Consider the following 21729-nt stretch of genomic DNA (forward strand, 5'->3'; position numbering starts at 1 on the left):
CCGCCACCGTCGCGAAGGCCACCGTCGCCCCTGCGAAGGCAGGGGCCCATGTCTGTATCGTGCTCGCGGATCGTCGACACACCAGCCTTCCTCGCCGTGACAGCCCGGCGCGCAGCACGACACAGCCATAGGCTCCTGCCTACGCAGGAGCGACGGTGGTTTGCAAGGTGGCCCTTCGCAAGTTCGCAACTTCACATTTGCCCCGCCGCCGCCCGGCGGGCACAACGCTCGCCGCGTCCGGGAGAGAAGAATGTCATCGACGATCGCCGAACTCGAAAGCCGCCGCGCCGCCGCCCGCGCGGGTGGCGGTCAGAAGCGCGTCGATGCGCAGCACGCCAAGGGCAAGCTGACCGCGCGCGAACGCCTCGACGTGTTGCTCGACGAGGGCAGCTTCGAGGAACTCGACATGTTCGTCGAGCACAATTGCACCGACTTCGGGATGCAGGACCAGATCGTCCCCGGCGACGGCGTCGTCACCGGATCGGGGACGATCAACGGCCGGCTGGTGTTCGTCTTTTCGCAGGACTTCACCGTCTTCGGCGGGTCGCTGTCCGAACGCCACGCGCAGAAGATCTGCAAGATCATGGACATGGCGCTCAAGGTCGGCGCGCCGGTGATCGGGCTCAACGATTCGGGCGGCGCGCGCATCCAGGAGGGCGTCGCGTCGCTCGGCGGCTATGCCGAGGTATTCCAGCGCAACGTGCTGGCCAGCGGCGTGGTGCCGCAGCTCAGCCTCATCATGGGGCCGTGCGCGGGCGGGGCGGTCTATTCGCCCGCGATGACCGACTTCATCTTCATGGTGAAGGATTCGAGCTATATGTTCGTCACCGGCCCCGACGTGGTGAAGACCGTCACCAACGAGGTCGTCAGCCAAGAGGCGCTGGGCGGCGCGGTGACGCACACGACGAAGACCAGCGTCGCCGATGTCGCCTTCGACAATGATATCGAGGCGTTGCTGGCGGCGCGCGACTTCATCGACTTCCTGCCGTCCTCGAACCGGGAGGGCGTGCCCGAGCGTCCGACCGACGATCCGTGGGATCGCGCCGAGCCAAGCCTCGACACGCTGATCCCCGCCAACGCCAACCAGCCGTACGACATGCACGAGCTGCTCGCGAAGGTCGTCGACGAGGGCGACTTCTTCGAGATCCAGCCGGCGCACGGGGCCAACATCATCTGCGGCTTCGGGCGGATCGAGGGGCGCACCGTCGGCTTCGTCGCGAATCAGCCGATGGTGCTGGCCGGCGTGCTCGACATCAATTCCAGCCGCAAGGCGGCGCGCTTCGTGCGCTTCTGCGATGCGTTCGAGATCCCGATCGTCACCTTCGTCGACGTGCCCGGCTTCCTCCCCGGCACCGCGCAGGAGCATAACGGCATCATCAAGCACGGCGCCAAGCTGCTGTTCGCCTATGCCGAGGCCACCGTGCCCAAGATCACCGTCATCACCCGCAAGGCCTATGGCGGCGCCTATGACGTGATGGCCTCCAAGCATCTGCGCGGCGATCTGAACTATGCGTGGCCGACCGCCGAGATCGCGGTGATGGGCGCGAAGGGCGCGGTCGAAATCATCTTCCGCGGTCGCACGCCCGAGGAGATCGCCGAGCGCACCGCGGAATATGAAGCGCGCTTCGCCAACCCGTTCGTCGCGGCGAGCAAGGGCTTCATAGACGAGGTGATCCAGCCCCACTCCACCCGCCGCCGCATCGCGCTCGGCCTGCGCAAGCTCCGCAACAAGGCGCTGGAAAATTCGTGGAAGAAGCATGACAATATTCCGCTGTAACAGCCGTCATTGCGAGCGGAGCGAAGCAATCCAGGGCGTGGCGCGGAACACCGGACAGTTTCGTTACGCTCGCCATGACGAGGTTGAGGCGTGAAGCAGCCGGCGGTCTACATCATGGCCAGCAGACGAAACGGCACGCTCTACGCCGGTGTCACCTCGAACCTCGCGCAACGCGTGTGGCAGCATCGCGAGGGAGCCGTTGCGGGCTTCACGCAACGTCATGGTTGCAAGACGCTGGTCTGGTTCGAGAGTGCGGACACGATGGACGCGGCGATTACCCGCGAGAAGCAAATCAAGGCAGGATCACGCGCCAAGAAGATTGCGTTGATCGAGGCAATGAACCCCGGCTGGCACGACCTCTACGAGCAGATCGCCCATGGATAACGACATGACACACGCCCCTATCGTCATTGCGAGCGCAGCGAAGCAATCCAGAGTACCGCGCGCTGCCCTGGATTGCTTCGCTACGCTCGCAATGACGGTAGAGTCGCGGTGATGTTAGGCCGCCTCAACCACGTCGGCATCGCCACGCCGTCGATCGCCCGCGCGGTCGAGACCTACCGGACGCTGCTCGGCGCAGACGCGATCGGCGAACCGTTCGACCTGCCCGCGCAGGGCGTGAAGGTGTGCTTCATCGACGCGCCCAATACGCAGATCGAGCTGATCGAACCCTTTGACGACACTTCCCCGATCGCGGGCTTCCTCAAGAAGAACCCCGCCGGCGGACAGCATCACGTCTGTTTCGAGGTGCCCGACATCCACGTCGCGGTCGCCGAACTAACGAACAAGGGCGCGACGATCCTCGGGGAGCCGCGGATCGGTGCGCATGGCACGCCGATCGTCTTCGTTCACCCGCGCGACATGGGCGGGGTGCTGGTCGAACTGATGGAAACGCCGCAGGAGGGCGCGCATTGAGCTACGAGACGATCACCTTCGACCTCACCGATCGCGTCGCGACGCTCGCGATTGACCGGCCGACGCGGATGAATGCGCTCACCCCGCGCGTCTTCGCCGAACTCACCGCGGCGATCGACGCCGCGCTCGAACAGGGCGCGCGCGCGATCGTGCTGACCGGCACCGGCGGGGCGTTCTGTTCGGGTGCCGATCTCGTCGGCGATGGCGGCGCGCCGATGCCGCGCGACCTCGGTGAATCGCTCGACACCAGCTACAATCCGTTCGTCCGCAAGGTCGCCGCGCTCGACGTGCCGTTCCTCACCGCGATCAACGGACCCGCGGTCGGCGCGGGGCTCGGGCTGGCCTTGCTCGGCGATATCAGCGTCATGGCGCGCTCGGCCTATGTGCTGCTCGCGTTCGTCAACATCGGGCTGGTGCCGGACGCGGGCGCGACATGGTTGGTCGCCAAGGCGGCGGGGCGCACCAAGGCGCTCGAAATGGCGCTGCTCGGCGAGCGCGTGGCCGCCGAGGACGCGCTCGCCGCCGGACTGGTGACGCGCATCGTCGACGATGCGGAGGTCCTCCCCGAAACCCGGAAGCTGGCGGCGAAGCTCGCCGCCGGGCCGTCGGTCGCAATCGGGATGATCCGCAAGCAGGTCGCCGCCGCACTGTCGCTCGACCTCGACCAGTCGCTGGCGGTCGAGCGCGAGAACCAGACCCGCGCCGGCCATACCCGCGACTTCGCCGAGGCAGTGCGCGCGTTCGGCGAGAAGCGTAAGCCGGTGTTCGAGGGCCGCTGAGCATGACCGAAGAGCGCAATCTCGGCGAAGACAGCGGCGCGGCGGCGGCGATCGGCACGCCCGCGCCGACCGGCACCGAAAGCTGGGCCGCCGCCGCCGCGAAGGAGGTGAAGGGCCGCGACCTGACGTGGCACACCCCCGAGGGGATCGACGTCAAGCCGCTCTACACACCCGCCGATGTGGAGGGCTGGGACCCCGGCCTGCCCGGCTTCGCGCCGTTCGCGCGCGGGGTGCGCGCGTCGATGTACGCCGGTCGCCCGTGGACGATCCGCCAATATGCCGGCTTCTCGACCGCCGAGGAATCGAACGCTTTCTACCACCGCAACCTGAAGGCGGGGCAGAAGGGGCTGTCGGTCGCGTTCGATCTCGCGACGCACCGCGGCTACGACAGCGACCATCCGCGCGTCACCGGCGACGTCGGCAAGGCCGGGGTCGCGATCGACACCGTCGAGGACATGAAGATCCTGTTCGACGGCATCCCACTCGATCAGATGAGCGTCAGCATGACGATGAACGGCGCGGTGATCCCGATCCTCGCCTTCTTCATCGTCGCGGGCGAGGAACAGGGCGTTGCGCGCAAACTGCTCGACGGGACCATCCAGAACGACATCCTCAAGGAGTTCATGGTCCGCAACACCTAATATCTACCCGCCCGAACCGTCGATGCGGATCATTTCCGACATCTTCGCCTACACCTCGGCGGAGATGCCCAAGTTCAACAGCATTTCGATCTCCGGCTATCACATGCAGGAAGCCGGCGCGACGCAGGTGCAGGAACTGGCCTTCACCATCGCCGACGGCATGGAATATGTGAAATACGGCGTCGCCAGCGGGCTCGATATCGACAAATTCGCCGGGCGGCTCAGCTTCTTCTTCGCGATCGGCATGAACTTCTTCATGGAGATCGCCAAGCTGCGCGCCGCGCGCGTGCTGTGGCACCGCGTGATGACGCAGCTCGGCGCGAAGGACGAGCGCAGCAAGATGCTGCGCACGCATTGCCAGACCAGCGGCGTCTCGCTGACCGAGCAGGACCCGTACAACAATGTCATGCGCACGACGATCGAGGCGATGGCGGCGATGCTCGGCGGGACGCAGTCGCTCCACACCAATGCGCTCGACGAGGCGATCGCGCTGCCGACCGACTTCTCGGCGCGGATCGCGCGCAACACGCAATTGGTGATCCAGGAAGAGACCGGCATGACCAATGTCGTCGATCCGCTCGGCGGCAGTTACTATGTCGAGGCGCTGACGAAGCGGCTGGTCGACGACGCCTGGGCGATCATCGAGCGCGTCGAGCGCGAGGGGGGGATGGCCAAGGCGGTCGCGGCGGGCTGGCCCAAGGCGATGATCGAGGAAGCGAGCGCCGCGCGCGCCGCGCGCGTCGACCGCGGCGAGGACGTGATCGTCGGCGTCAACAAATACCGCAAGGACAATGAGGATCCGGTCGAGATCCTCGCGATCGACAATCATGCCGTCCGCGAGGCGCAGGTCCGCCGCATCCGGCAGGTCAAGGCGGCGCGCGATGAGGCGGCGGCGCGCGCCGCGCTCGACGCGTTGCGCGAGGGCGCGCGCGGCGACGCCAATTTGCTCGCGCTCGCGGTCGACTGCGCACGCGCCCGCGCCACGCTCGGCGAGATTTCCTCGGCGATGGAGGACGTCTTCGGCCGCTACGGCACGCAGCCGACGCCGGTGAAGGGCGTCTATGGCGGCGCCTATGTCGACGACGCCCGCTGGGCGCGGCTCGAGGACGGCGTCGCCGCCACCGAGCGCCGGCTCGGTCGCAAACCGCGGATGCTGGTCGCGAAAATGGGCCAGGACGGGCACGATCGCGGCGCTAATCTGGTCAGCAGTATGTTCGGCGACCTCGGCTTCGAGATCGTGCCGGGGCCGCTGTTCCAGACACCGGAAGAGGCCGCGGTGCTGGCGTTGGCGAAGGACGTCGACATCGTCGGCGCGTCGAGCCTCGCCGCCGGGCACAAGACGCTGATCCCCGAGCTGATCGGCCATTTGCGCGACGCTGGCCGCGCCGACATCAAGGTGATCGCCGGCGGTGTGATCCCCGCGCAGGATTATCAGGCGCTGTTCGACGCGGGCGTGCAGGCGATCTTCGGGCCGGGCACCAATCTGATCACCGCGGCGGAGGAAGTGTTGCGGCTGCTCGGCCACAACATGCCCCCGCAGGGGGAGGCGGCGTGATGGGCGCGACACCTCACCCCAACACACCACGTCACCCCGGCGAAGGCCGGGGTCCAGTTGCGGGCGGCCCGCGAGATGCGGAAAGGTCCCCCAACTGGGCCCCGGCCTCCGCTGGGGCGACGGCAGTGTTGGGGATGATGGCATTGGCAACATCGCTGCTGACCACCCCCGCCACCGCGCAGACGCAGGCCGACATGAACGAACAGGCCGCCGCCAGCTACAAGGCCGCAGACACCGCCATGAACGCGCAATGGCCGCGCACCTATGCCGCGATGAAGCGCCGCGACGCCACCGCGCGCGACGGTTTCGGCTATGCCGCCGCCACGCTCGCCAGCCAGCGCGCGTGGCTGACGTTCCGCGACAAACAGTGCACGATCGAAGGCGGCGAGTTCGCCGGCGGCTCGCTCCAGCCGATGGCACGCTTGCAGTGTCTGGCGCGGCTGACCAAGGAGCGCACCACGCAATTGAAGGACCTGATGTGGCAACGCTGATCGAGACGACGACCCGCAACGACTGGACGCGCGAGGAGATCGCCGACCTGTTCGACCTGCCGTTCGACGAGTTGATGTACCGCGCGCAGACCGTCCATCGCGCGCACCACGCGCCGTCGGAGGTGCAGCTTTGCACGCTCCTGTCGATCAAGACCGGCGGCTGCCCGGAGGATTGCGGCTATTGCTCGCAGTCGGTCGCGGCGGAGAGCGGGGTCAAGGCGACCAAGCTGATGGACGTACAGGCGGTGCTCCAGCGCGCCGCCGAGGCGAAGGACGCCGGCTCGCAGCGCTTCTGCATGGGCGCGGCGTGGCGCAACCCCAAGGATCGCGACATGGACGCGATCATCCAGATGATCGAGGGCGTGCGCGGCATGGGGATGGAAACCTGCATGACGCTGGGGATGCTGACGCCCGCGCAGGCGCAGCGGCTCGGCGAGGCCGGGCTCGATTACTATAACCACAATATCGACACCTCGCCCGAGCGCTACGGCGACGTCATCACCACGCGGACGTTCGGCGAGCGGCTCGACACGCTCGAGAACGTCCGCTCGGCGGGGATCAACGTCTGCTGCGGCGGGATCGTCGGCATGGGCGAAACCCGCGCCGATCGCGTCGGCTTCGTCCACGCGCTCGCCACGCTGCCGCGCCACCCGGAGAGCGTGCCGGTCAACGCCTTGGTGCCGGTCAAGGGCACGGTGCTCGGCGACATGCTCGCCGACACGCCGCTCGCGAAGATCGATGACATCGAATTCGTCCGCACCGTCGCGGTCGCGCGGATCACGATGCCGCTGAGCATGGTGCGGCTGTCGGCCGGGCGCGAGAGCATGGGCGAGGCGACGCAGGCGCTTTGCTTCATGGCGGGTGCGAATTCGATCTTCACCGGCGACAAATTGCTGACCGCCGGCAACCGCGGCGAGAGCGCCGACGCCGCGCTGTTCGCGAAGCTCGGCGTGCGGCCGATGGAAGCGCCCGAGCCGATGCGGGTGTGCGAGGCGGCGGAGTGAGCCACCGTCGCCCCTGCGCAGGCAGGGGCCCATGTCTGTCGAATGACGCGCGCGGTTTGACACCGCCGCGACGTGCCTGTGTCAGCCGGCACCGAATGACGACACAGACATAGGCCCCTGCCTGCGCAGGGGCGACGAAGAACGAAAACAGGAGAGGCCGTTGTTCAAAAAGATCCTGGTCGCCAATCGCGGCGAGATCGCGTGCCGGGTGTTCCGCACCGCCAAGAAGATGGGCATCGCCACCGTCGCGGTCTATTCGGATGCCGATGCGCGCAGCCCGCATGTGCTGATGGCGGACGAGGCGGTGCGGCTCGGACCGGCGCCGGCGGCGGACAGTTATCTCAAGGCCGAGCTGATCCTGCTCGCCGCAAAGGAAACCGGCGCGGACTGCATCCACCCCGGCTACGGCTTCCTCTCCGAGCGCGAGAGCTTCGCGCGCGCCTGTGCCGAGGCCGGGATCGCCTTCGTCGGTCCGCCGCCGAACGCGATCGCGGCGATGGGCGACAAGATCGAGTCGAAGAAGCTCGCCAAGGCGGCGGGCGTCAACGTCGTTCCCGGTCATCTCGGCGAAATCGGTAACACCGACGAGGCGGTGCGGATCGCCGCGGAGATCGGCTTTCCGGTGATGATGAAGGCCAGCGCGGGCGGCGGCGGCAAGGGGATGCGGCTGGCGTGGTCCGAACAGGACGTCCGCGACGGCTTCGAGGCGACCAAGCGCGAGGGGCTGGCGTCCTTCGGGGACGACCGCGTGTTCATCGAGAAGTTCATCGAGAGCCCGCGCCACATCGAGATCCAGCTGCTCGGCGACCAGCACGGCAACATCGTCTATCTCAACGAGCGCGAATGCTCGATCCAGCGCCGCCACCAGAAGGTGGTCGAGGAGGCGCCGTCGCCGTTCGTCACTCCCGCAATGCGCAAGGCGATGGGCGAGCAGGCGGTCGCGCTCGCGCGCGCGGTCGGCTATTACAGCGCAGGCACGGTCGAGCTGATCGTCTCGGGCGCGGATACGACCGGCGAGAGCTTCTATTTCCTCGAAATGAACACCCGGTTACAGGTCGAGCATCCGGTGACCGAGGAGATCACCGGGCTCGATCTCGTCGAACAGATGATCCGGGTCGCGGCCGGCGAAAAGCTGTCGTTCGGGCAGGACGACGTGCGGCTCGACGGCTGGTCGATCGAGAACCGCGTCTATGCCGAGGACCCGTATCGCGGCTTCCTGCCGAGCATCGGGCGGCTGGTGCGGTATGCGCCGCCGGCGATCACCGACAATGACCCGTCATCCCCGCGCAGGCGGGGATCCAGAACCTATGTCGCCGATGGGGCCGACGCGTCCGCGGGTCTGGATTCCCGCCTTCGCGGGAATGATGGCGGGGGCGGGGAGGACGCGGTTCGCATCCGCGTCGACGACGGCGTCGCCGAGGGCGGTGAGGTGAGCATGTTCTACGACCCGATGATCGCCAAGCTCGTCACCTGGGCCCCGACCCGCGAGGCGGCGATCGACGCGCAGGTCGCCGCGCTCGACGCGTTCACGATTCAAGGACCCGGCACCAACCTGCACTTTCTCTCGGCGCTGATGCAGCACCCGCGCTTCCGTTCGGGCAACATCACCACCGGCTTCATCGCCGAGGAATATCCCGACGGCTTCCAAGGCGCGCCCGCCACGCCCGCATTGCTGACGACGCTCGCTGCCGTCGGCGCGGTCGCGGCGCACGCGCAGGTGACGCGCGCGCGGCTCGTCGACGGGCAGCTCGGTCTCGTCCTGTCCGCGCCCGCCGATTGGGTCGCGCGCGTCGACGGCCAAGATCACCAAGTGACGATCTGCGACGGCCGCGTGACGGTCGACGGCACCCCGCTCGACGCCACGATCGCCTACACCCCCGGCGCACGCACTGCGCAGGTCGACGGTGACGACCCGCTGACGGTCGCGATCGCCAAGGGCCGCGACGGCTTCACGCTCACCGCGCGCGGCAACAGCCACAAGGTCCGCGTCCTCCCCGCGCATGTCGCGCCTTATGCCGCGCATCTCATCGAGAAAGTCCCGCCCGACCTGTCGAAGTTCCTGATCGCGCCGATGCCGGGGCTGCTCGTCCGCCTCGATGTCGCGAAGGGCGACCGCGTCGAGGCCGGGCAGGCGCTGGCGGTGGTCGAGGCGATGAAGATGGAGAACATCCTGCGCGCCGAGAAATCCGGCACCGTCGCTTCGGTGCAGGCGCAGGCCGGCGACAGTCTCGCGGTGGATCAGGTCATTCTCGAGCTGGAATGATGCCGCCGCGACATATCGCGACATATTAGCGCTGGACGCGTGCCTTATGCGTGCGTCATGCACGACGATATGAGGCGCGTTCTTCTCTGCACGACGATGGCGCTGGCGGCGGCCGGCTGCTCCGTTGGCCCCGATTATCGTCCGCCCGCCGCCGCCGAGTTGGCGGTGCCCTCCGGCTATTCGGTGCGCGCCGCGCCGACGCCCGAGGATCTGACGCGCTGGTGGCAGCGGTTCGACGATCCGGTGCTCGGGCAGTTGGTTGAGCAGGCGTCGGCGGCGAACACCGATGTCGCGCAGGCGGTGGCGCGGCTGCGGCAGGCGCGCGAGGCGCTGGTGCAGAGCCGCGCCGACCTGCTCCCGACGCTCAGCGGCAACACCGGCTACAGCCGCTCGGAGACGCTGCGCGGCGGCGGGCAGACGATCACGCTGCCCGACGGCACCGTCCAGAACATCGGCGGCGGTGGCGGCGCGAACAACTTCTCGGTCGGCGGCAGCGCCTCCTACCAGCTCGGGCTGTTCGGCGAGGTGCGCCGCACGATCGAGGCGAGCCGTGCGCAGTACGAGGCGTCGGGGTTCGACTATGCCGCCGCGCTGCTGACCGTCCAGCAGGAGACCGCGCGCAATTACATCCTCGCGCGGCTCTACCAGCAGCAGCTCGCCAATGCCCGCGCGAGTCTGGCGTTGCAGGAAGACAATCTCGAGATCGCGGGGTTCCGGCTTCAGGCCGGGCTCGTCTCATCGCTCGATCAGGAACAGGCGCGGCAGCAGCGCGCGCAGACCGCGGCGACGATCCCGACGCTCGAACAGCAATATAACGCGGCCGTCTCGCGGCTCGGCGTGCTGACCGCGCAGGCACCCGGCGCGCTCAAGCCATTGCTCGCAGAGGTGCGCGCGATCCCGACCGGCACCCCGCCCGCCGGGATCGGCATCCCCGCCGACGTGCTCCGCCAGCGTCCCGACGTGCGCGGCGCCGAGCGCGCGCTCGCCGCCGCCACCGCGCAGATCGGGGTGGCGCAGGCCGCGCTCTATCCAAACTTCACGTTCAGCGGGAACATCAACGCGCGCGCCAATACCGTCGGCTCGTTGCTCGACACCGTGACGGGCGGGCTGTTCGCGGGGTTGACGCAGGCGATCTTCAACGGCGGCCGGTTGCGCAGCCAGGTACGCGGGCAGGAGGCCGCCGCCGACGCCGCGCTCGCCGCCTACAAGGGCACCGTCCTGACCGCGCTGGAGGATGTCGAGAACGCCGTCGTCGCGCTCGACACCGCCGACCGCCGTGAGCGCGAACTGGCGGTCGCCTATGAGGCCGCCGGCAACGCCGCCTTGCTGTCGCGCGAACAATACCGCAGCGGTTTGAGCGACTTCACGACGCTCAGCCAGCAGGAAGCGACGCTGCTCACCACCCGCAACAGCGCGGCCCAGGCGCGCGCCGACGAGGCGACCGCGCTGGTCCAGCTGTTCGCCGCGCTCGGCGGCGGCTGGGACAGCACCACTGTGCCGACCGCCCCGCCGCGCGTCGCCCCCGCGCCGACGCTCGCCCAACCCGCCCCGATGCCAGCCCCTACGGACGGAAATCCCTGATGGCCGACCCCAATCTCGACGATTTCCTCGGTGTGAAGCCGCAGCCGGCGTGGCGGCGCTGGGGCAAATGGGTGCTGGTGCTCGCCGCGGTCGTGCTGGTCGGGCTGCTGCTGTCGCGCTGCGTGTTCGGCGACCCCGACAAGGTCGATTATGCCACCACCCCGGTGACGCGCGGGCGACTGACCGTCTCGGTTTCGGCGACCGGCAAGCTGGCGCCGACCAATCAGGTCACGGTCGGCTCGCAGCTGTCGGGGCTCGTCACCAAGGTGGTGGTCGACGTCAACGACCGCGTCACCGCCGGGCAGCCGCTCGCGCTGATCGACCCCGAGCAGATCGACGACCAGATCAACGCCGCCAAGGCGACGCTCGCCGCCAACGAGGCGCAGGTGGCGCAGGCCCGCGCGACGCTCGCCGAGTCGCAGGCGCAGCTCGCGCGGCTCAACGAAGTCTATCGGCTGTCGAAGGGCCGCGTCCCGTCGAAGACCGAGCTTCAGACCGGGCAGGCCGATGCGCAGCGCGCCCGCGCCGCGCTCAACGTCGCCGAGGCGAACGTCACCGCCGCGCGCGCGCAATTGTCGCAGCAGCAGACGCAGCGCGCGCGCGCGATCATCCGCTCGCCGGTCAATGGTGTCGTGCTCGCACGACAGGTCGATCCCGGCCAGACGGTCGCGGCGTCGTTCAACACCCCGACCTTGTTCGTCATCGCCGAGGACCTGACGCGCATGAAGCTGGAGGTCGCGATCGACGAGGCCGATGTCGGCGAGGTGCAGGTCGGGCAGAAGGCGACCTTCACCGTCGACGCCTTCCCAGGCAAGACCTTCCCGGCGGCGATCACGCGCGTCGATCTCGGCTCGAACCTGACCGTCAGCAGCGCGACATCCTCCTCGTCGAGCAGCACCAGCAGCACCAGCACGACCGGGCAGGTGGTGTCCTATGCCGCCGACCTGACCGTCGCCAACCCGACCTTGCAGCTGCGCCCCGGCATGACCGCGACCGCCGACATCGTGACGGCCGATCGCCAGAACGTCCTGCTCGTCCCCAACGCCGCCTTCCGCTTCAAGCCGACGGCGGCCGGCGGCAAGCGCGGCGGGATCACCGGGACGATCCTCGCCGGGCCGCCGCGCCGCAACGCCGCACAGCGCAGCGCCACGCTCGGGCGCGGCGCGACGCAGACCGTCTACGTCAAGGGTGCGGACGGCACGCCGCAGCCGGTGCAGGTAACGACCGGCGACACCAACGGCACGCTGACCGAGGTGACCGCCGGCGCGCTCCAGCCGGGGCAGCAGGTCATCACCGGGCAGCTCGCGGCGGGCGAGAGCGCGGGCGCGGCGGGCGGGGCGGCGAAGGGCGGCCGGTCGCGTGGCCAGTGAGGCTGCGCCCCTGATCGCGTTGCGCGGCGTGACCAAGGTCTATGGTCAGGGTGCGACGCAGTTTCAGGCGCTCAAGGGCGTCGACCTCGATATCGCGGCGGGCGATTTCGTCGCGGTGATGGGGCCGTCGGGGTCGGGCAAGTCGACGACGATGAACATCCTCGGCTGCCTCGACGTGCCCTCGGCGGGGACGTTCCTGTTTCGCGGGCACCATGTCGAGACGCTCGACCGCGACGAGCGCGCGTTGCTGCGCCGCCGCTATCTCGGCTTCGTGTTTCAGGGCTTCAACCTGCTCAGCCGCACCACCGCGCTCGAGAATGTCGAACTGCCGCTCCTCTATCGCGGCGACGAGAAGCGCGCGCGCCGCGCGACCGCGATGGCGGCGCTGGAGAAGGTCGGGCTCGACCGCTGGTGGGATCACACCCCCGCCGAACTGTCGGGCGGCCAGCAGCAGCGCGTCGCGATCGCGCGCGCGATCGTCACGCGCCCCGACGTGCTGCTCGCCGACGAGCCGACCGGCAATCTCGATTCGGAACGCTCGGTCGAGATCATGGAATTGCTGACCGACCTCAATCGCGAGAGCGGCATCACCGTGCTGATGGTCACCCACGAACCCGACATGGCCGCCTTCGCGCGCACCGTCGTCCATTTCAAGGACGGGCTGGTCGAACGGATCGAGACGCAACACGCGCAGGGGGAGAAGGTGTCGTGACCCTCCGACCTTCCCCCTCCCGTCGTCCCGGACTTGATCCGGGACCCCGCTTCTTCCGTTCCGCGCCGACAGGAGCGGGGCCCCGGATCAAGTCCGGGGCCACGACATTGACGGGCCGAGGCACTCCCTCAATAAAATCGGAACATGGCGCCGCGCCGTTCTACGCAACGCCGGTGCGCGTCTGATGTTCGGCACCACGCTCCTCCTCGCGCTGCGCTCGATCCGCCGCCACATCCTGCGCTCGTTCCTGACGATCCTTGGCATCGTCATCGGCGTCGGTGCGGTGGTGACGATGGTCACGCTCGGCAAGGCCACCACCGCCGCGGTCCAGTCGCAGATCGCCGCGCTCGGCACCAACATCCTCCAGATCCGCCCCGGGCAGGGCTTCGGCCGCGGCGGCGGCGGACCCCGTCCGCCCGACTTCACCCCCGAGGACGTCACCGTGATCGCGACGCAGGTCGCCGGCGTCACCGCGGTCGCCCCGCAGGCACAGGCCAGCGCGACCGCGATCTACGAAGGCGCGAACTGGTCGACGACGATCAACGGCACCACCGCCGCCTATTTTCAGGTCCAGCCATGGCCGCTCGCCAGCGGACGCTATTGGACGACGCCCGAGGAACAGGCGGGCAAGGCGGTGTGCATCATCGGCAATACCGTCCGCCAGAACCTGTTTCGCGGCGGCGAGGCGGTCGGCGAGCGCTTCCGGCTCGGCGACGTCAGCTGCGACGTGATCGGCACGCTCAGCACGCGCGGGCAGGCCGGGTTCGGCGGCGATCAGGACGATGTCGTTATCATGCCGATCAAGGCGGTCCAGCGCCGCTTCACCGGCAGCCGCGACATCCGGCTGATGCTGGTCGGGGTCGACCAGCGCTACCAGACCGCCGGGGTACAGTCCGCGATCACCGACCTGCTGCGCGAGCGCCGCACGATCACCGACGGACGCGAGGACAATTTCAACATCTTCGATACCAAGCAGATCAGCGACACGCTGACCGGCACCACCACCGCGCTGACGCGGATCGTCGCGGCGGTGGCGGCGATCAGCCTGGTGGTCGGCGGCATCGGGATCATGAACATCATGCTGGTCAGCGTCACCGAACGCACGCGTGAGATCGGCATCCGGCTCGCGATCGGCGCGGTCGCAAACGAGGTGCTGCTGCAATTCCTCGTCGAGGCGGTGGTATTGTCATGCCTCGGTGGGCTGATCGGGCTCGTGATCGCGCAGGCGGTGATCGCCGGGCTGACCCCGCTGCTCGACGTGCCATGGACGTTCGACCCGCAGATCAACATGATCGCCTTTGCGATCTCGGCAGTGATCGGCGTCGTGTTCGGCTATTTCCCTGCAAGGCGCGCGGCGGCGCTCAACCCGATCGACGCGCTCCGCCACGAATAGCGGCGGCGCGTCACCCGGCGGCGCGAAGCGCCTCGGTGTCGGTGCGCGCGATCCGGTTCCTGCCATCGCGCTTGGCGCGGTACAGCGCGGCATCGACCCGCGTGAACAGGTCGCTGGCGGGCTGCGGCTCGCGAAACGTGCCGACCCCGATCGAGATCGTCACCTTGCCGTGCGGCACATTGCCGTCATGCGGCAGGTCGAGCCCGGCGACCGCCGCGCGCAACGTCTCGAAAAAGGCGACCGCATCGCCTTCCTCCGCGACGCGACACGCGACAAGAAACTCCTCCCCGCCGATGCGGAACGCCATGTCCTCGACCGGCGCGATCCGTTTGCGCAGCAGCGCACCGATCTGCCGCAGCACCAGATCGCCCGCGGCATGGCCGTACAGATCGTTATACGCCTTGAAGTTATCGACATCGACGATCCCCACCGATCGTACCGACCCGTCGGGCGCCGCCTCGGCAAAGGCGGGGAAGTCGGCCGAATAGGCGCGCCGGTTGGGAATGCCACACAGCGGATCGAGCCGCGCCGACCGCGCTTCGGTCACGTCGGAGAACACCCACAGCCGCCCCGCGAACGCGCCGTCGGTGACGAACGGCACGCTGCGCCGCATCAGGATCCGCCCGTCGCGCAGCAACAATTCGTCCTCGACCGGCTCGTTCGTCGGGGTGACGCGATCGACTTCGTTCAGGAATTGCGCGGGGTCGACGAGCTGCTGACAGGCGTAGCCGAGCATCAGATGCTCGTCGCGCGTTGCCGCGATTTCCTCGGGCACGCCCCATTGGCGAATCAGCGCGGCGTTGCTGTAAATCACGCGCCGATCGGCATCGATCAACACGACGCCGTCCGGCAGCGCGTCGAGTGCCATTTCGAACAGGGACTTACTGACGCTGGTTCCGGGGTTCGTCATCGCAGGTCTGCCACTTGCACCAAAGGGTGTCGGTAGCGGAAGACAGTAAAAGGATGGTTAACGCCGGTAAAGCGCTTGACGTGCGCGTCAGTCGGCCTTGTCGATCGCGGCCTGACGTTCCTCGCGAGATCCCGCGCGCAGCAGGTGCGAATCGGGGCGCATCAACGCCTCTGGCGCGTGCACCAGCTCGCGCAGCCGCTCCAGATCTTCGGGCGTGTCGACGTCGATCAGCTCGGCGGCATTCGCGACGACATGCCGTCCCGCCTGGATCAGATCGCGCGCGCCCTGATCGCCGGTGATCGCCAGCACTTCCTCGAACCGGTTACACCCGAACAGCACTGGTGGCCGCGGCGTGGTGCCGTCGCTCGACGCCACCACCGCCTGCCCGTCGAGATCGGCGGCGGCATCGAACAGCCGATAGATATGCGCCGCGGTGACGCGCGGCATGTCGGCCAGCGCGATCAGCACCGCTTTGGCATCCCGCGCGCGGGCGCAATCGACCCCCATCCGCACCGACGAGGCCATGTCGCGGTCCGCGGCGTCGTTGTGCAGCACGGTGAAATGATGCGAGGCGTAATCGATCGTGCAGCCGTCGACGACGGCGATCCGCTCGCGAAACGGCATGTCCTCCAGCGCGACCGCGACGTGCAGCCCCAGCGGGCGCGCGAGGAATTGCTCCTCCAGCTTGTTCCCCTCGCCGAACCGATCGGAACGGCCGGCGGCCAGCAGGATCAGGACGGTATCTTCAACGGCGATCATGAAAGGCTCCCACCATCGCGGCGGCGATCGACAATGCGATCTCCGCCGGGCCGATCGCGCCGATGTCGATGCCCACCGGGCCATCGATGCGGTCGAGTTGATGCGGGTCAACGCCCGACGCCGCCAGTCGCTCCCGCCGCGCCGCATGGCTGCGGCGGCTGCCCAGCGCGCCGACATAGGCGGCGTTGCTGGCCAGCGCGGCGATCAGCGCGGGATCGTCGATCTTGATGTCGTGGCTCAGCGTCACGACTGCGGTCGCTCGCCCCGGCTTCCACGCCGCTACCGCCTCGTCGGGCCAGCGGTCGTCGAGCGTCACGCCGGGGAAGCGCTCTTCGGTCAGGAACCGCCCACGCGGGTCGATCACCACCACCTCGATCCCCAGCGTCGCGGCGAGCGCGGCGAGGCTCTGCGCGATCTGCACCGCGCCGACGATCAGCAGTCGGCGCGGCGGATCGTAGCGATTGACGAACACCTCACCCGTCTCCTGCGGGCGCAGATCGGCGTGGCCGGTGGACAGATCGGTGGTGACGGTCAGCGACTTGCCTGCCGCGCGCGCCGCGGCGATGCGGTCGAACAATTCGGGGTCGAAGCCCTCGGCGCTGACCGGCTGCACCATCACCGAAATCTCGCCGCCGCACGGCAGCCCGACCTGCCACGCGCTGTCGTCGGCGACGCCGTATGTCTTCACCGCAAACGGCGCGCCCGCGATCACCTGCGCGGCGGTGTCGAGGATATCGCCCTCGACGCACCCGCCCGACACCGACCCCTCGAACCGCCCGTCGGCATGGACAAGCATGTGGCTCCCGCGCGGCCGCGGCGCCGAGCCCCAGGTCGAGACCACGGTGGCGAGCGCCAGTGGCTCGCCCTTCCAGGCGGCAGCGGCGGCGAGGACGGAATCATTGTCTGCCATTATCGTCTTTCAAGGAGCCACGTCATTGCGGCTTTTGCGCTACCCCTGCCCAAGTTCCCCGTCATCCCGGACTTGATCCGGGATCCCGCTTCTTCTTCACTCCGCCGCGAAAAAGAAGCGGGGCCCCGGATCAAGTCCGGGGCGACGAAAGGAGGGGGACCCGCCATCCCTCAAACCGCGGGCAACTCCGCCAGCAACTTGTCGCAGGTGATCGGATAGTCGCGCACCCGCACGCCGGTCGCATGGTAGATAGCATTGGCGATCGCCGCGCCCGCGCCCGAGATGCCCAGTTCGCCGATCCCCTTGGCGTGGATCGGATTGGCGTGGATATCGCGCTCATCAAGGAACGCGACCTCGATTTGCGGGATGTCGGCGTTCACCGGCACGTGATATTCGGCGAGATCGCGGTTCACCACCTTGCCGTTGCGCGGATCATGGACCAGCTCCTCGGTCAGCGCCGCGCCGATACCGAACGTCATCCCGCCGAGACATTGCGACCGCGCGGTCTTCTCGTTGAGGATCCGCCCCGCCGAGAATACGCCGAGCATCCGCTCGACGCGCACCTCGCCGGTCGTCACGTTCACCTTCACTTCGGCGAAATGCGCGCCATAGCTGGCCTGGCGGTGAAGCTTCTCCTGCTTGCCCGGCGCGATCGTGCCGGTGACGGTCATGCCGTCGCCGGCCAGTTCGGCGATGTCGACCGCACGGTTCTCGCCGATCGCGCGCCCGTCCTTGAGCGTCATCGCGCCGACCTCGACACCCATCGCCTTGGCGAGTTTCTCGCGCAGCCCCTCGCACGCCAGATAGACCGACGATCCCGACGAGCCCGCGCCCCACGATCCGCCCGACCCGGCCGCGGGCGGGGCCGCGCCGTCGCCGAGGTGGACGATCACGCGGTCGAGCGGCAGCCCCAGCGTCTCCGCGGCGATCTGCGCGAGGATCGTGTACGTGCCGGTGCCGATATCGGTCATGTCGGTCGAGACGATCGCGCGACCGTCCGCGGTCAACTCGACCGTCGCCGACGATTTTTGGAGCATGTTCGACCGGACCGCCGCTGCGACGCCGACGCCGTGCAGCCACTCGCCGCGCCGGTCGCTCGCCGGCTCGGCCTTGCGGTCCGACCAGCCGAACAAGTCCGCGCCCTTGTCGAGACACGGGATCAGCTGCCGCGTCGAGAAGGGCACGTCGTTGGTCGGATCGATCGCCGGCTCATTGCGGCGGCGCAGTTCGATCGGGTCGATGCCGACCTTGTACGCCAGTTCGTCCATCGCCGCTTCCAGCGCGAGCATCCCGACCGCCTCGCCCGGCGCGCGCATCGACCCCGACAACAGCCAGTTGAGCCGCACCAATTTGTGATCGATCAGCCGGTTCTCGGCCGCATAGGCGAATTGCGTGCCGATCCCGGCCGGCTCGAAATAATCCTCGCCGGGCAGATTGCTGGCGAGCGTCTCATGCCCCAGCCCGGTCAGCTTGCCGTGCGCGTCCGCCGCCAGCCGGATGCGCTGCTCGGTGTTTGAGCGGCGGACGGTGGCGTCGAACACCTGCTGGCGCGCCATCGCGACCTTCACCGGCCGGTCGAGCCGCTTCGCCGCGATCGCCGCCGCAACGCTCTCGGGCGCGATGCCCAGCTTCGACCCGAACCCGCCGCCGACATAGCGCGAGATGATCCGCACCTTGTCCTTGCCGACCCCCAGCGCCGCTGCGAGCTGCATCTGGTCGGAAGCGACCATCTGATAGCTGCCGTGCAGGACCAGCGAGCCGTCCTTCCACTCGGCGATCGAGGCATGCGGCTCCATCGCCGCGGAATTCTGGCTCGGCGTGGTATAGGTCGCGTCGATCGTGAACGCGGCGTCCGCCATCGCCGTGTCGAGATCGCCCTTCGTCATATGCGGCGGGATCTGGTCGGGGGGCGGGCGGTCCGCCTGATCGCGGTGCGCGGCGAAGACGTAATGGCCCTCGCGCGGCTCGTAGGTCACCTCGACCTGCGCCGCGGCATCGCGCGCCGCCTCGAACGACTCGGCGACGACGATCGCGACGATTTCGCCGTGGTAATCGACCTTCTCGACCCCCTGCGTGGGCGCCTTCTTCTCGCCGCCCTGCTGCGGGTTGCGGATGAAGCTGGGGTAATCGGTGATGACGTCGATTACGCCGGGCAGCGCGCGCGCGGCGTCGGCGACCACGTCGGTGATCTTCCCCGATCCGAACGGCGCGCGCACCAGCACGCCATAGCTCAGCCGTTCGGCGGGATATTCGGCGGCATAGGTCGCCTTGCCCGACACCTTCAGCGGCCCCTCGATGCGGTCGAGCGGCTTGCCGATCACGCCCTGCGTACCCGCATCGAGCCAGCTGTGCGGATGCGCTTCGTTCATCGTCAGCGAGCGGGTATCCTCGCGCCCGAGCACCTTGTCGATCAGCGTCATTGCGTCACCTCGCGCAGGCTGGCGATCAACGTACGCCGCGCCAGCGGGATCTTGAAATCATTGGTGCCGAAGCCCTTCGCGCCGTCGAGCAGCGCATCGGCCGCGGCGTTGAAGGCGGCGTCGGACGGTGCCTTGCCGATCAGCGCCGCCTCGACCGCCGGGTTCCGCCACGGCATGTGCGCGACCCCGCCGAACGCCAGCGCCGCCGTGGTGATGACGCCGTCCTCGACCGTCACCACCGCCGCGACCGAGAACAGAGCGAAGGCATAGGACGCGCGGTCGCGCACCTTGCGATACAGATGCCGCCCACCCGTCGGCGCGGGCAGCTCGACATGCGTGATCAGTTCGCCCGCTTCCAGCACGTTCTCGATGTGCGGCGTGTCGCCGGGCAGCCGGTAGAAGTCGCCGATCGGCACGCGGCGCTTGTCGCCGTCCGCCTTCTGCGTGACGATCACCGCGTCGAGCGCGCGCATCGCCACCGGCATGTCGCCGGGGTGCGTCGCGATACATTGATCGCTGGTGCCGAGGATCGCGTGGATGCGGTTGAACCCGCCGATCGCCTCGCACCCGCTGCCCGGCTGGCGCTTGTTGCAGCCGGCGGCGGTGTCGTAGAAATAATAGCAGCGCGTCCGCTGAAGCAGATTGCCGCCGGTCGTCGCCTTGTTGCGCAATTGCCCCGACGCGCCCGCCAGCAGCGCGCGGCTCAGCACCTCATATTTCTCGATCACGCGCGGATCGGCGGCGAGATCGCTGTTCGGCACCAAAGCGCCGATCGTCAGCCCGCCATCCTCGCGCTCCTCGATCGTGTTCAGATCGAGCCGGGTGATGTCGACCAGCTTCTCGGGCGTCTCGACCTGCAATTTCATCAGATCGAGCAAATTGGTGCCGCCGGCGATGAACCGCCCGCCCGCGTGCGTGGCGGCTTCGACGCTGTCGGCGCGTGCATAGTCGAAGGTCTTCATGCGTCCACCTTCGCGCTGGCGTCGGCGACCTCACGGATCGCGTCGACGATATTGGGATAGGCGGCGCAGCGGCAGATGTTGCCGCTCATCCGCTCGCTGATCTCGGCGTTGTCGAGGTCGGCGCGGGTCAGATCGGCGGAGGCGTGGCTCGGCCAGCCCTTCTTCGCCTCGTCGAGCATCCCGACCGCCGAGCAGATTTGCCCCGGCGTGCAATAACCGCATTGATAGCCGTCATGCCGCACGAACGCCGATTGCAGCGGGTGGAGATTCTCGGGCGTGCCCAGCCCCTCGATCGTTACGATCTCGTCGTCCTGGTGCATCACCGCCAGCGTGAGGCAGGAATTGATCCGCCGCCCGTTGACCAGCATCGTGCATGCGCCGCACTGCCCGTGGTCGCAGCCTTTCTTGGAGCCGGTCAGCCCCAGATGTTCGCGGCACAGGTCGAGCAATGAGGTACGGACATCCACCTCCGCCTCGTGCGACTGGCCATTGATCGTGAAGTGCATGTGTTCCGCCTCTCGCTGACCCGCCAAGAACGTCGGCGCGCGAGGGGAGGTCCGTGCGAACGATTCTCATGCGATTCGTTCAGCTTTGCGCTGCTATGCGACGCAGGAAGGCGGGAGGTCGGTATGGTGCGTAAAGTGATGATGGCGGGCGCGGTGTTGCTGGCGACCAGCGGGTGCGTGCGCACCGCGTGGAACGTCGCGACGCTGCCGGTAAAGGCCGTTGGCAAGACCGCCGATCTGATGACCACCAGCCCGAAGGAGCGCGACGAGAAATACGTCCGAAAGATGCGCAAGGAGCAGGAAAAGCGCGACAAGGAATGTCGCAAGCATCCGGATACCTGTGAGGCGGACGGTAATCAGGGCCAGCGCCTGCCGGCTGGTTACTGACCTCGGCCGTCATTGCGAGCGTAGCGAAGCAATCCAGGGCGTCCTGATCCGGCCCTGGATTGCTTCGCTACGCTCGCAATGACGGACGTAGGGCGTCCCTCACTCCGTCGACGGCGCGTTCGGCTGCGGCCCGTCCTTTTCCTCGCCGGCCTGATTGCCGCCGTGATAGCCCCGCTCGGTCTGGCCGCCCTGAAAGTGCCCGCCTTCCTTGCCGGTATGCGGGTTGGGATAGGCGCCGCCCTGACTTTCGCCGCTGCTGTCGCGCCGGCTCGCCACTTCGCCGCTGCCATCGGGATCGTGCGGCGCGGTGCCCTCGCCATCGGCCTGCATCGGTTGCTTGTCGGTCATGTCGCTCTCCGTGCGCGGGATGTACGGTCCCTACGCACGGATGGCG

At 68.3% G+C, this 21729-nt stretch carries 19 protein-coding genes and 1 pseudogene; 13 read left to right on the forward strand and 7 right to left on the reverse strand.

The window, feature by feature from the left end; translation table 11 throughout:
- Positions 1 to 250 precede the first annotated feature (250 nt).
- The 12 genes and pseudogenes from SPHPH_RS0117430 to SPHPH_RS0117485 all read left to right on the forward strand — a co-directional run bounded on the left by SPHPH_RS0117430 (position 251) and on the right by SPHPH_RS0117485 (position 14481).
- Positions 251 to 1777, forward strand: coding sequence for an acyl-CoA carboxylase subunit beta (locus SPHPH_RS0117430; RefSeq protein ID WP_028967846.1), 1527 nt, complete (start codon positions 251 to 253; stop codon positions 1775 to 1777).
- 114 nt (positions 1778 to 1891) lie between these two features.
- Positions 1892 to 2161: a GIY-YIG nuclease family protein gene (locus SPHPH_RS0117435; protein ID WP_037489883.1), complete on the forward strand. Its 270-nt coding sequence runs from the start codon at positions 1892 to 1894 to the stop codon at positions 2159 to 2161.
- 108 nt (positions 2162 to 2269) lie between these two features.
- The gene (mce, locus tag SPHPH_RS0117440; protein WP_028967848.1) at positions 2270 to 2692 is read left to right on the forward strand and encodes a methylmalonyl-CoA epimerase; all 423 of its coding nucleotides are present in this window, start codon (positions 2270 to 2272) and stop codon (positions 2690 to 2692) included.
- Positions 2689 to 3471, forward strand: coding sequence for an enoyl-CoA hydratase-related protein (locus SPHPH_RS0117445; protein ID WP_028967849.1), 783 nt, complete (start codon positions 2689 to 2691; stop codon positions 3469 to 3471). Before mce ends, SPHPH_RS0117445 begins: the two co-directional genes overlap by 4 nt.
- Before the next feature lie 2 nt (positions 3472 to 3473).
- Positions 3474 to 5667 (forward strand): annotated as a pseudogene (gene scpA, locus SPHPH_RS20160) (methylmalonyl-CoA mutase).
- Positions 5668 to 5804: 137 nt separating this feature from the next.
- Positions 5805 to 6158, forward strand: a complete 354-nt coding sequence (locus tag SPHPH_RS21265; RefSeq protein WP_028967850.1) for a lysozyme inhibitor LprI family protein — start codon at positions 5805 to 5807, stop codon at positions 6156 to 6158.
- Complete coding sequence (gene bioB, locus SPHPH_RS0117460) at positions 6146 to 7162, forward strand: biotin synthase BioB (RefSeq protein ID WP_028967851.1); 1017 nt, start codon at positions 6146 to 6148, stop codon at positions 7160 to 7162. Before SPHPH_RS21265 ends, bioB begins: the two co-directional genes overlap by 13 nt.
- A gap of 160 nt (positions 7163 to 7322) precedes the next feature.
- A complete protein-coding gene (locus tag SPHPH_RS0117465) occupies positions 7323 to 9425 on the forward strand; it encodes an acetyl-CoA carboxylase biotin carboxylase subunit (protein ID WP_028967852.1) in 2103 nt (700 codons plus the stop codon).
- A 69-nt stretch (positions 9426 to 9494) separates the two neighbouring features.
- On the forward strand, positions 9495 to 11006 hold the full coding sequence (locus SPHPH_RS20165; protein WP_051273356.1) for an efflux transporter outer membrane subunit: 1512 nt from the start codon (positions 9495 to 9497) through the stop codon (positions 11004 to 11006).
- On the forward strand, positions 11006 to 12376 hold the full coding sequence (locus tag SPHPH_RS0117475; RefSeq protein ID WP_028967853.1) for an efflux RND transporter periplasmic adaptor subunit: 1371 nt from the start codon (positions 11006 to 11008) through the stop codon (positions 12374 to 12376). Before SPHPH_RS20165 ends, SPHPH_RS0117475 begins: the two co-directional genes overlap by 1 nt.
- The gene (locus tag SPHPH_RS0117480; RefSeq protein WP_028967854.1) at positions 12366 to 13088 is read left to right on the forward strand and encodes an ABC transporter ATP-binding protein; all 723 of its coding nucleotides are present in this window, start codon (positions 12366 to 12368) and stop codon (positions 13086 to 13088) included. Before SPHPH_RS0117475 ends, SPHPH_RS0117480 begins: the two co-directional genes overlap by 11 nt.
- 184 nt (positions 13089 to 13272) lie before the next feature.
- Positions 13273 to 14481 carry an ABC transporter permease gene (locus SPHPH_RS0117485; RefSeq protein ID WP_028967855.1) on the forward strand — a complete coding sequence of 403 codons (1209 nt, stop codon included), beginning with the start codon at positions 13273 to 13275 and terminating at the stop codon, positions 14479 to 14481.
- Between the two features lie 10 nt (positions 14482 to 14491).
- Here SPHPH_RS0117485 and SPHPH_RS20600 read toward each other — a convergent pair whose 3' ends face one another.
- From SPHPH_RS20600 to SPHPH_RS20180, 6 genes are all read right to left on the reverse strand, one after another.
- On the reverse strand, positions 14492 to 15391 hold the full coding sequence (locus SPHPH_RS20600) for a sensor domain-containing diguanylate cyclase (protein WP_081668684.1): 900 nt from the start codon (positions 15389 to 15391) through the stop codon (positions 14492 to 14494).
- 87 nt (positions 15392 to 15478) lie between these two features.
- Entirely contained in the window at positions 15479 to 16150 is a 672-nt protein-coding gene (locus SPHPH_RS20175; RefSeq protein ID WP_051273116.1) for a nucleotidyltransferase family protein, read from the reverse strand.
- On the reverse strand, positions 16137 to 17060 hold the full coding sequence (locus tag SPHPH_RS0117500) for an XdhC family protein (protein WP_028967857.1): 924 nt from the start codon (positions 17058 to 17060) through the stop codon (positions 16137 to 16139). Before SPHPH_RS0117500 ends, SPHPH_RS20175 begins: the two co-directional genes overlap by 14 nt.
- A 170-nt stretch (positions 17061 to 17230) precedes the next feature.
- Positions 17231 to 19480, reverse strand: coding sequence for a xanthine dehydrogenase family protein molybdopterin-binding subunit (locus SPHPH_RS0117505; protein WP_051273118.1), 2250 nt, complete (start codon positions 19478 to 19480; stop codon positions 17231 to 17233).
- Positions 19477 to 20442 (reverse strand): FAD binding domain-containing protein, encoded by a 966-nt coding sequence (locus tag SPHPH_RS0117510; protein ID WP_028967859.1) that lies wholly within the window; start codon positions 20440 to 20442, stop codon positions 19477 to 19479. The genes SPHPH_RS0117505 and SPHPH_RS0117510 overlap by 4 nt, the downstream gene beginning before the upstream one ends.
- On the reverse strand, positions 20439 to 20948 hold the full coding sequence (locus SPHPH_RS20180) for a 2Fe-2S iron-sulfur cluster-binding protein (RefSeq protein ID WP_051273120.1): 510 nt from the start codon (positions 20946 to 20948) through the stop codon (positions 20439 to 20441). Before SPHPH_RS20180 ends, SPHPH_RS0117510 begins: the two co-directional genes overlap by 4 nt.
- A 126-nt stretch (positions 20949 to 21074) precedes the next feature.
- Between SPHPH_RS20180 and SPHPH_RS20185 the strand changes: the two genes are divergently transcribed.
- Entirely contained in the window at positions 21075 to 21335 is a 261-nt protein-coding gene (locus SPHPH_RS20185) for a hypothetical protein (protein WP_051273358.1), read from the forward strand.
- 99 nt (positions 21336 to 21434) lie between these two features.
- Here the strand turns inward: SPHPH_RS20185 and SPHPH_RS20190 are convergent, their stop codons facing one another.
- The gene (locus tag SPHPH_RS20190; protein WP_037488805.1) at positions 21435 to 21683 is read right to left on the reverse strand and encodes a hypothetical protein; all 249 of its coding nucleotides are present in this window, start codon (positions 21681 to 21683) and stop codon (positions 21435 to 21437) included.
- Positions 21684 to 21729: the final 46 nt, after the last annotated feature.

Origin of the sequence: Sphingomonas phyllosphaerae FA2 (assembly GCF_000427645.1) — a bacterium.
GTDB lineage: Bacteria > Pseudomonadota > Alphaproteobacteria > Sphingomonadales > Sphingomonadaceae > Sphingomonas > Sphingomonas phyllosphaerae.

Coding starts and splice junctions, on each gene's coding strand:
- SPHPH_RS0117435 (WP_037489883.1), top strand. CDS start 1,892: ATGGCCAGCAGACGAAACGGCACGCTCTACGCCGGTGTCACCTCGAAC.
- SPHPH_RS0117430 (WP_028967846.1), top strand. CDS start 251: ATGTCATCGACGATCGCCGAACTCGAAAGCCGCCGCGCCGCCGCCCGC.
- SPHPH_RS20165 (WP_051273356.1), top strand. CDS start 9,495: ATGAGGCGCGTTCTTCTCTGCACGACGATGGCGCTGGCGGCGGCCGGC.
- SPHPH_RS0117500 (WP_028967857.1), bottom strand. CDS start 17,060: ATGGCAGACAATGATTCCGTCCTCGCCGCCGCTGCCGCCTGGAAGGGC.
- SPHPH_RS0117485 (WP_028967855.1), top strand. CDS start 13,273: ATGTTCGGCACCACGCTCCTCCTCGCGCTGCGCTCGATCCGCCGCCAC.
- SPHPH_RS20190 (WP_037488805.1), bottom strand. CDS start 21,683: ATGACCGACAAGCAACCGATGCAGGCCGATGGCGAGGGCACCGCGCCG.
- SPHPH_RS21265 (WP_028967850.1), top strand. CDS start 5,805: ATGGCATTGGCAACATCGCTGCTGACCACCCCCGCCACCGCGCAGACG.
- SPHPH_RS20600 (WP_081668684.1), bottom strand. CDS start 15,391: ATGACGAACCCCGGAACCAGCGTCAGTAAGTCCCTGTTCGAAATGGCA.
- SPHPH_RS20175 (WP_051273116.1), bottom strand. CDS start 16,150: ATGATCGCCGTTGAAGATACCGTCCTGATCCTGCTGGCCGCCGGCCGT.
- SPHPH_RS0117475 (WP_028967853.1), top strand. CDS start 11,006: ATGGCCGACCCCAATCTCGACGATTTCCTCGGTGTGAAGCCGCAGCCG.
- SPHPH_RS0117505 (WP_051273118.1), bottom strand. CDS start 19,480: ATGACGCTGATCGACAAGGTGCTCGGGCGCGAGGATACCCGCTCGCTG.
- SPHPH_RS20180 (WP_051273120.1), bottom strand. CDS start 20,948: ATGCACTTCACGATCAATGGCCAGTCGCACGAGGCGGAGGTGGATGTC.
- SPHPH_RS0117510 (WP_028967859.1), bottom strand. CDS start 20,442: ATGAAGACCTTCGACTATGCACGCGCCGACAGCGTCGAAGCCGCCACG.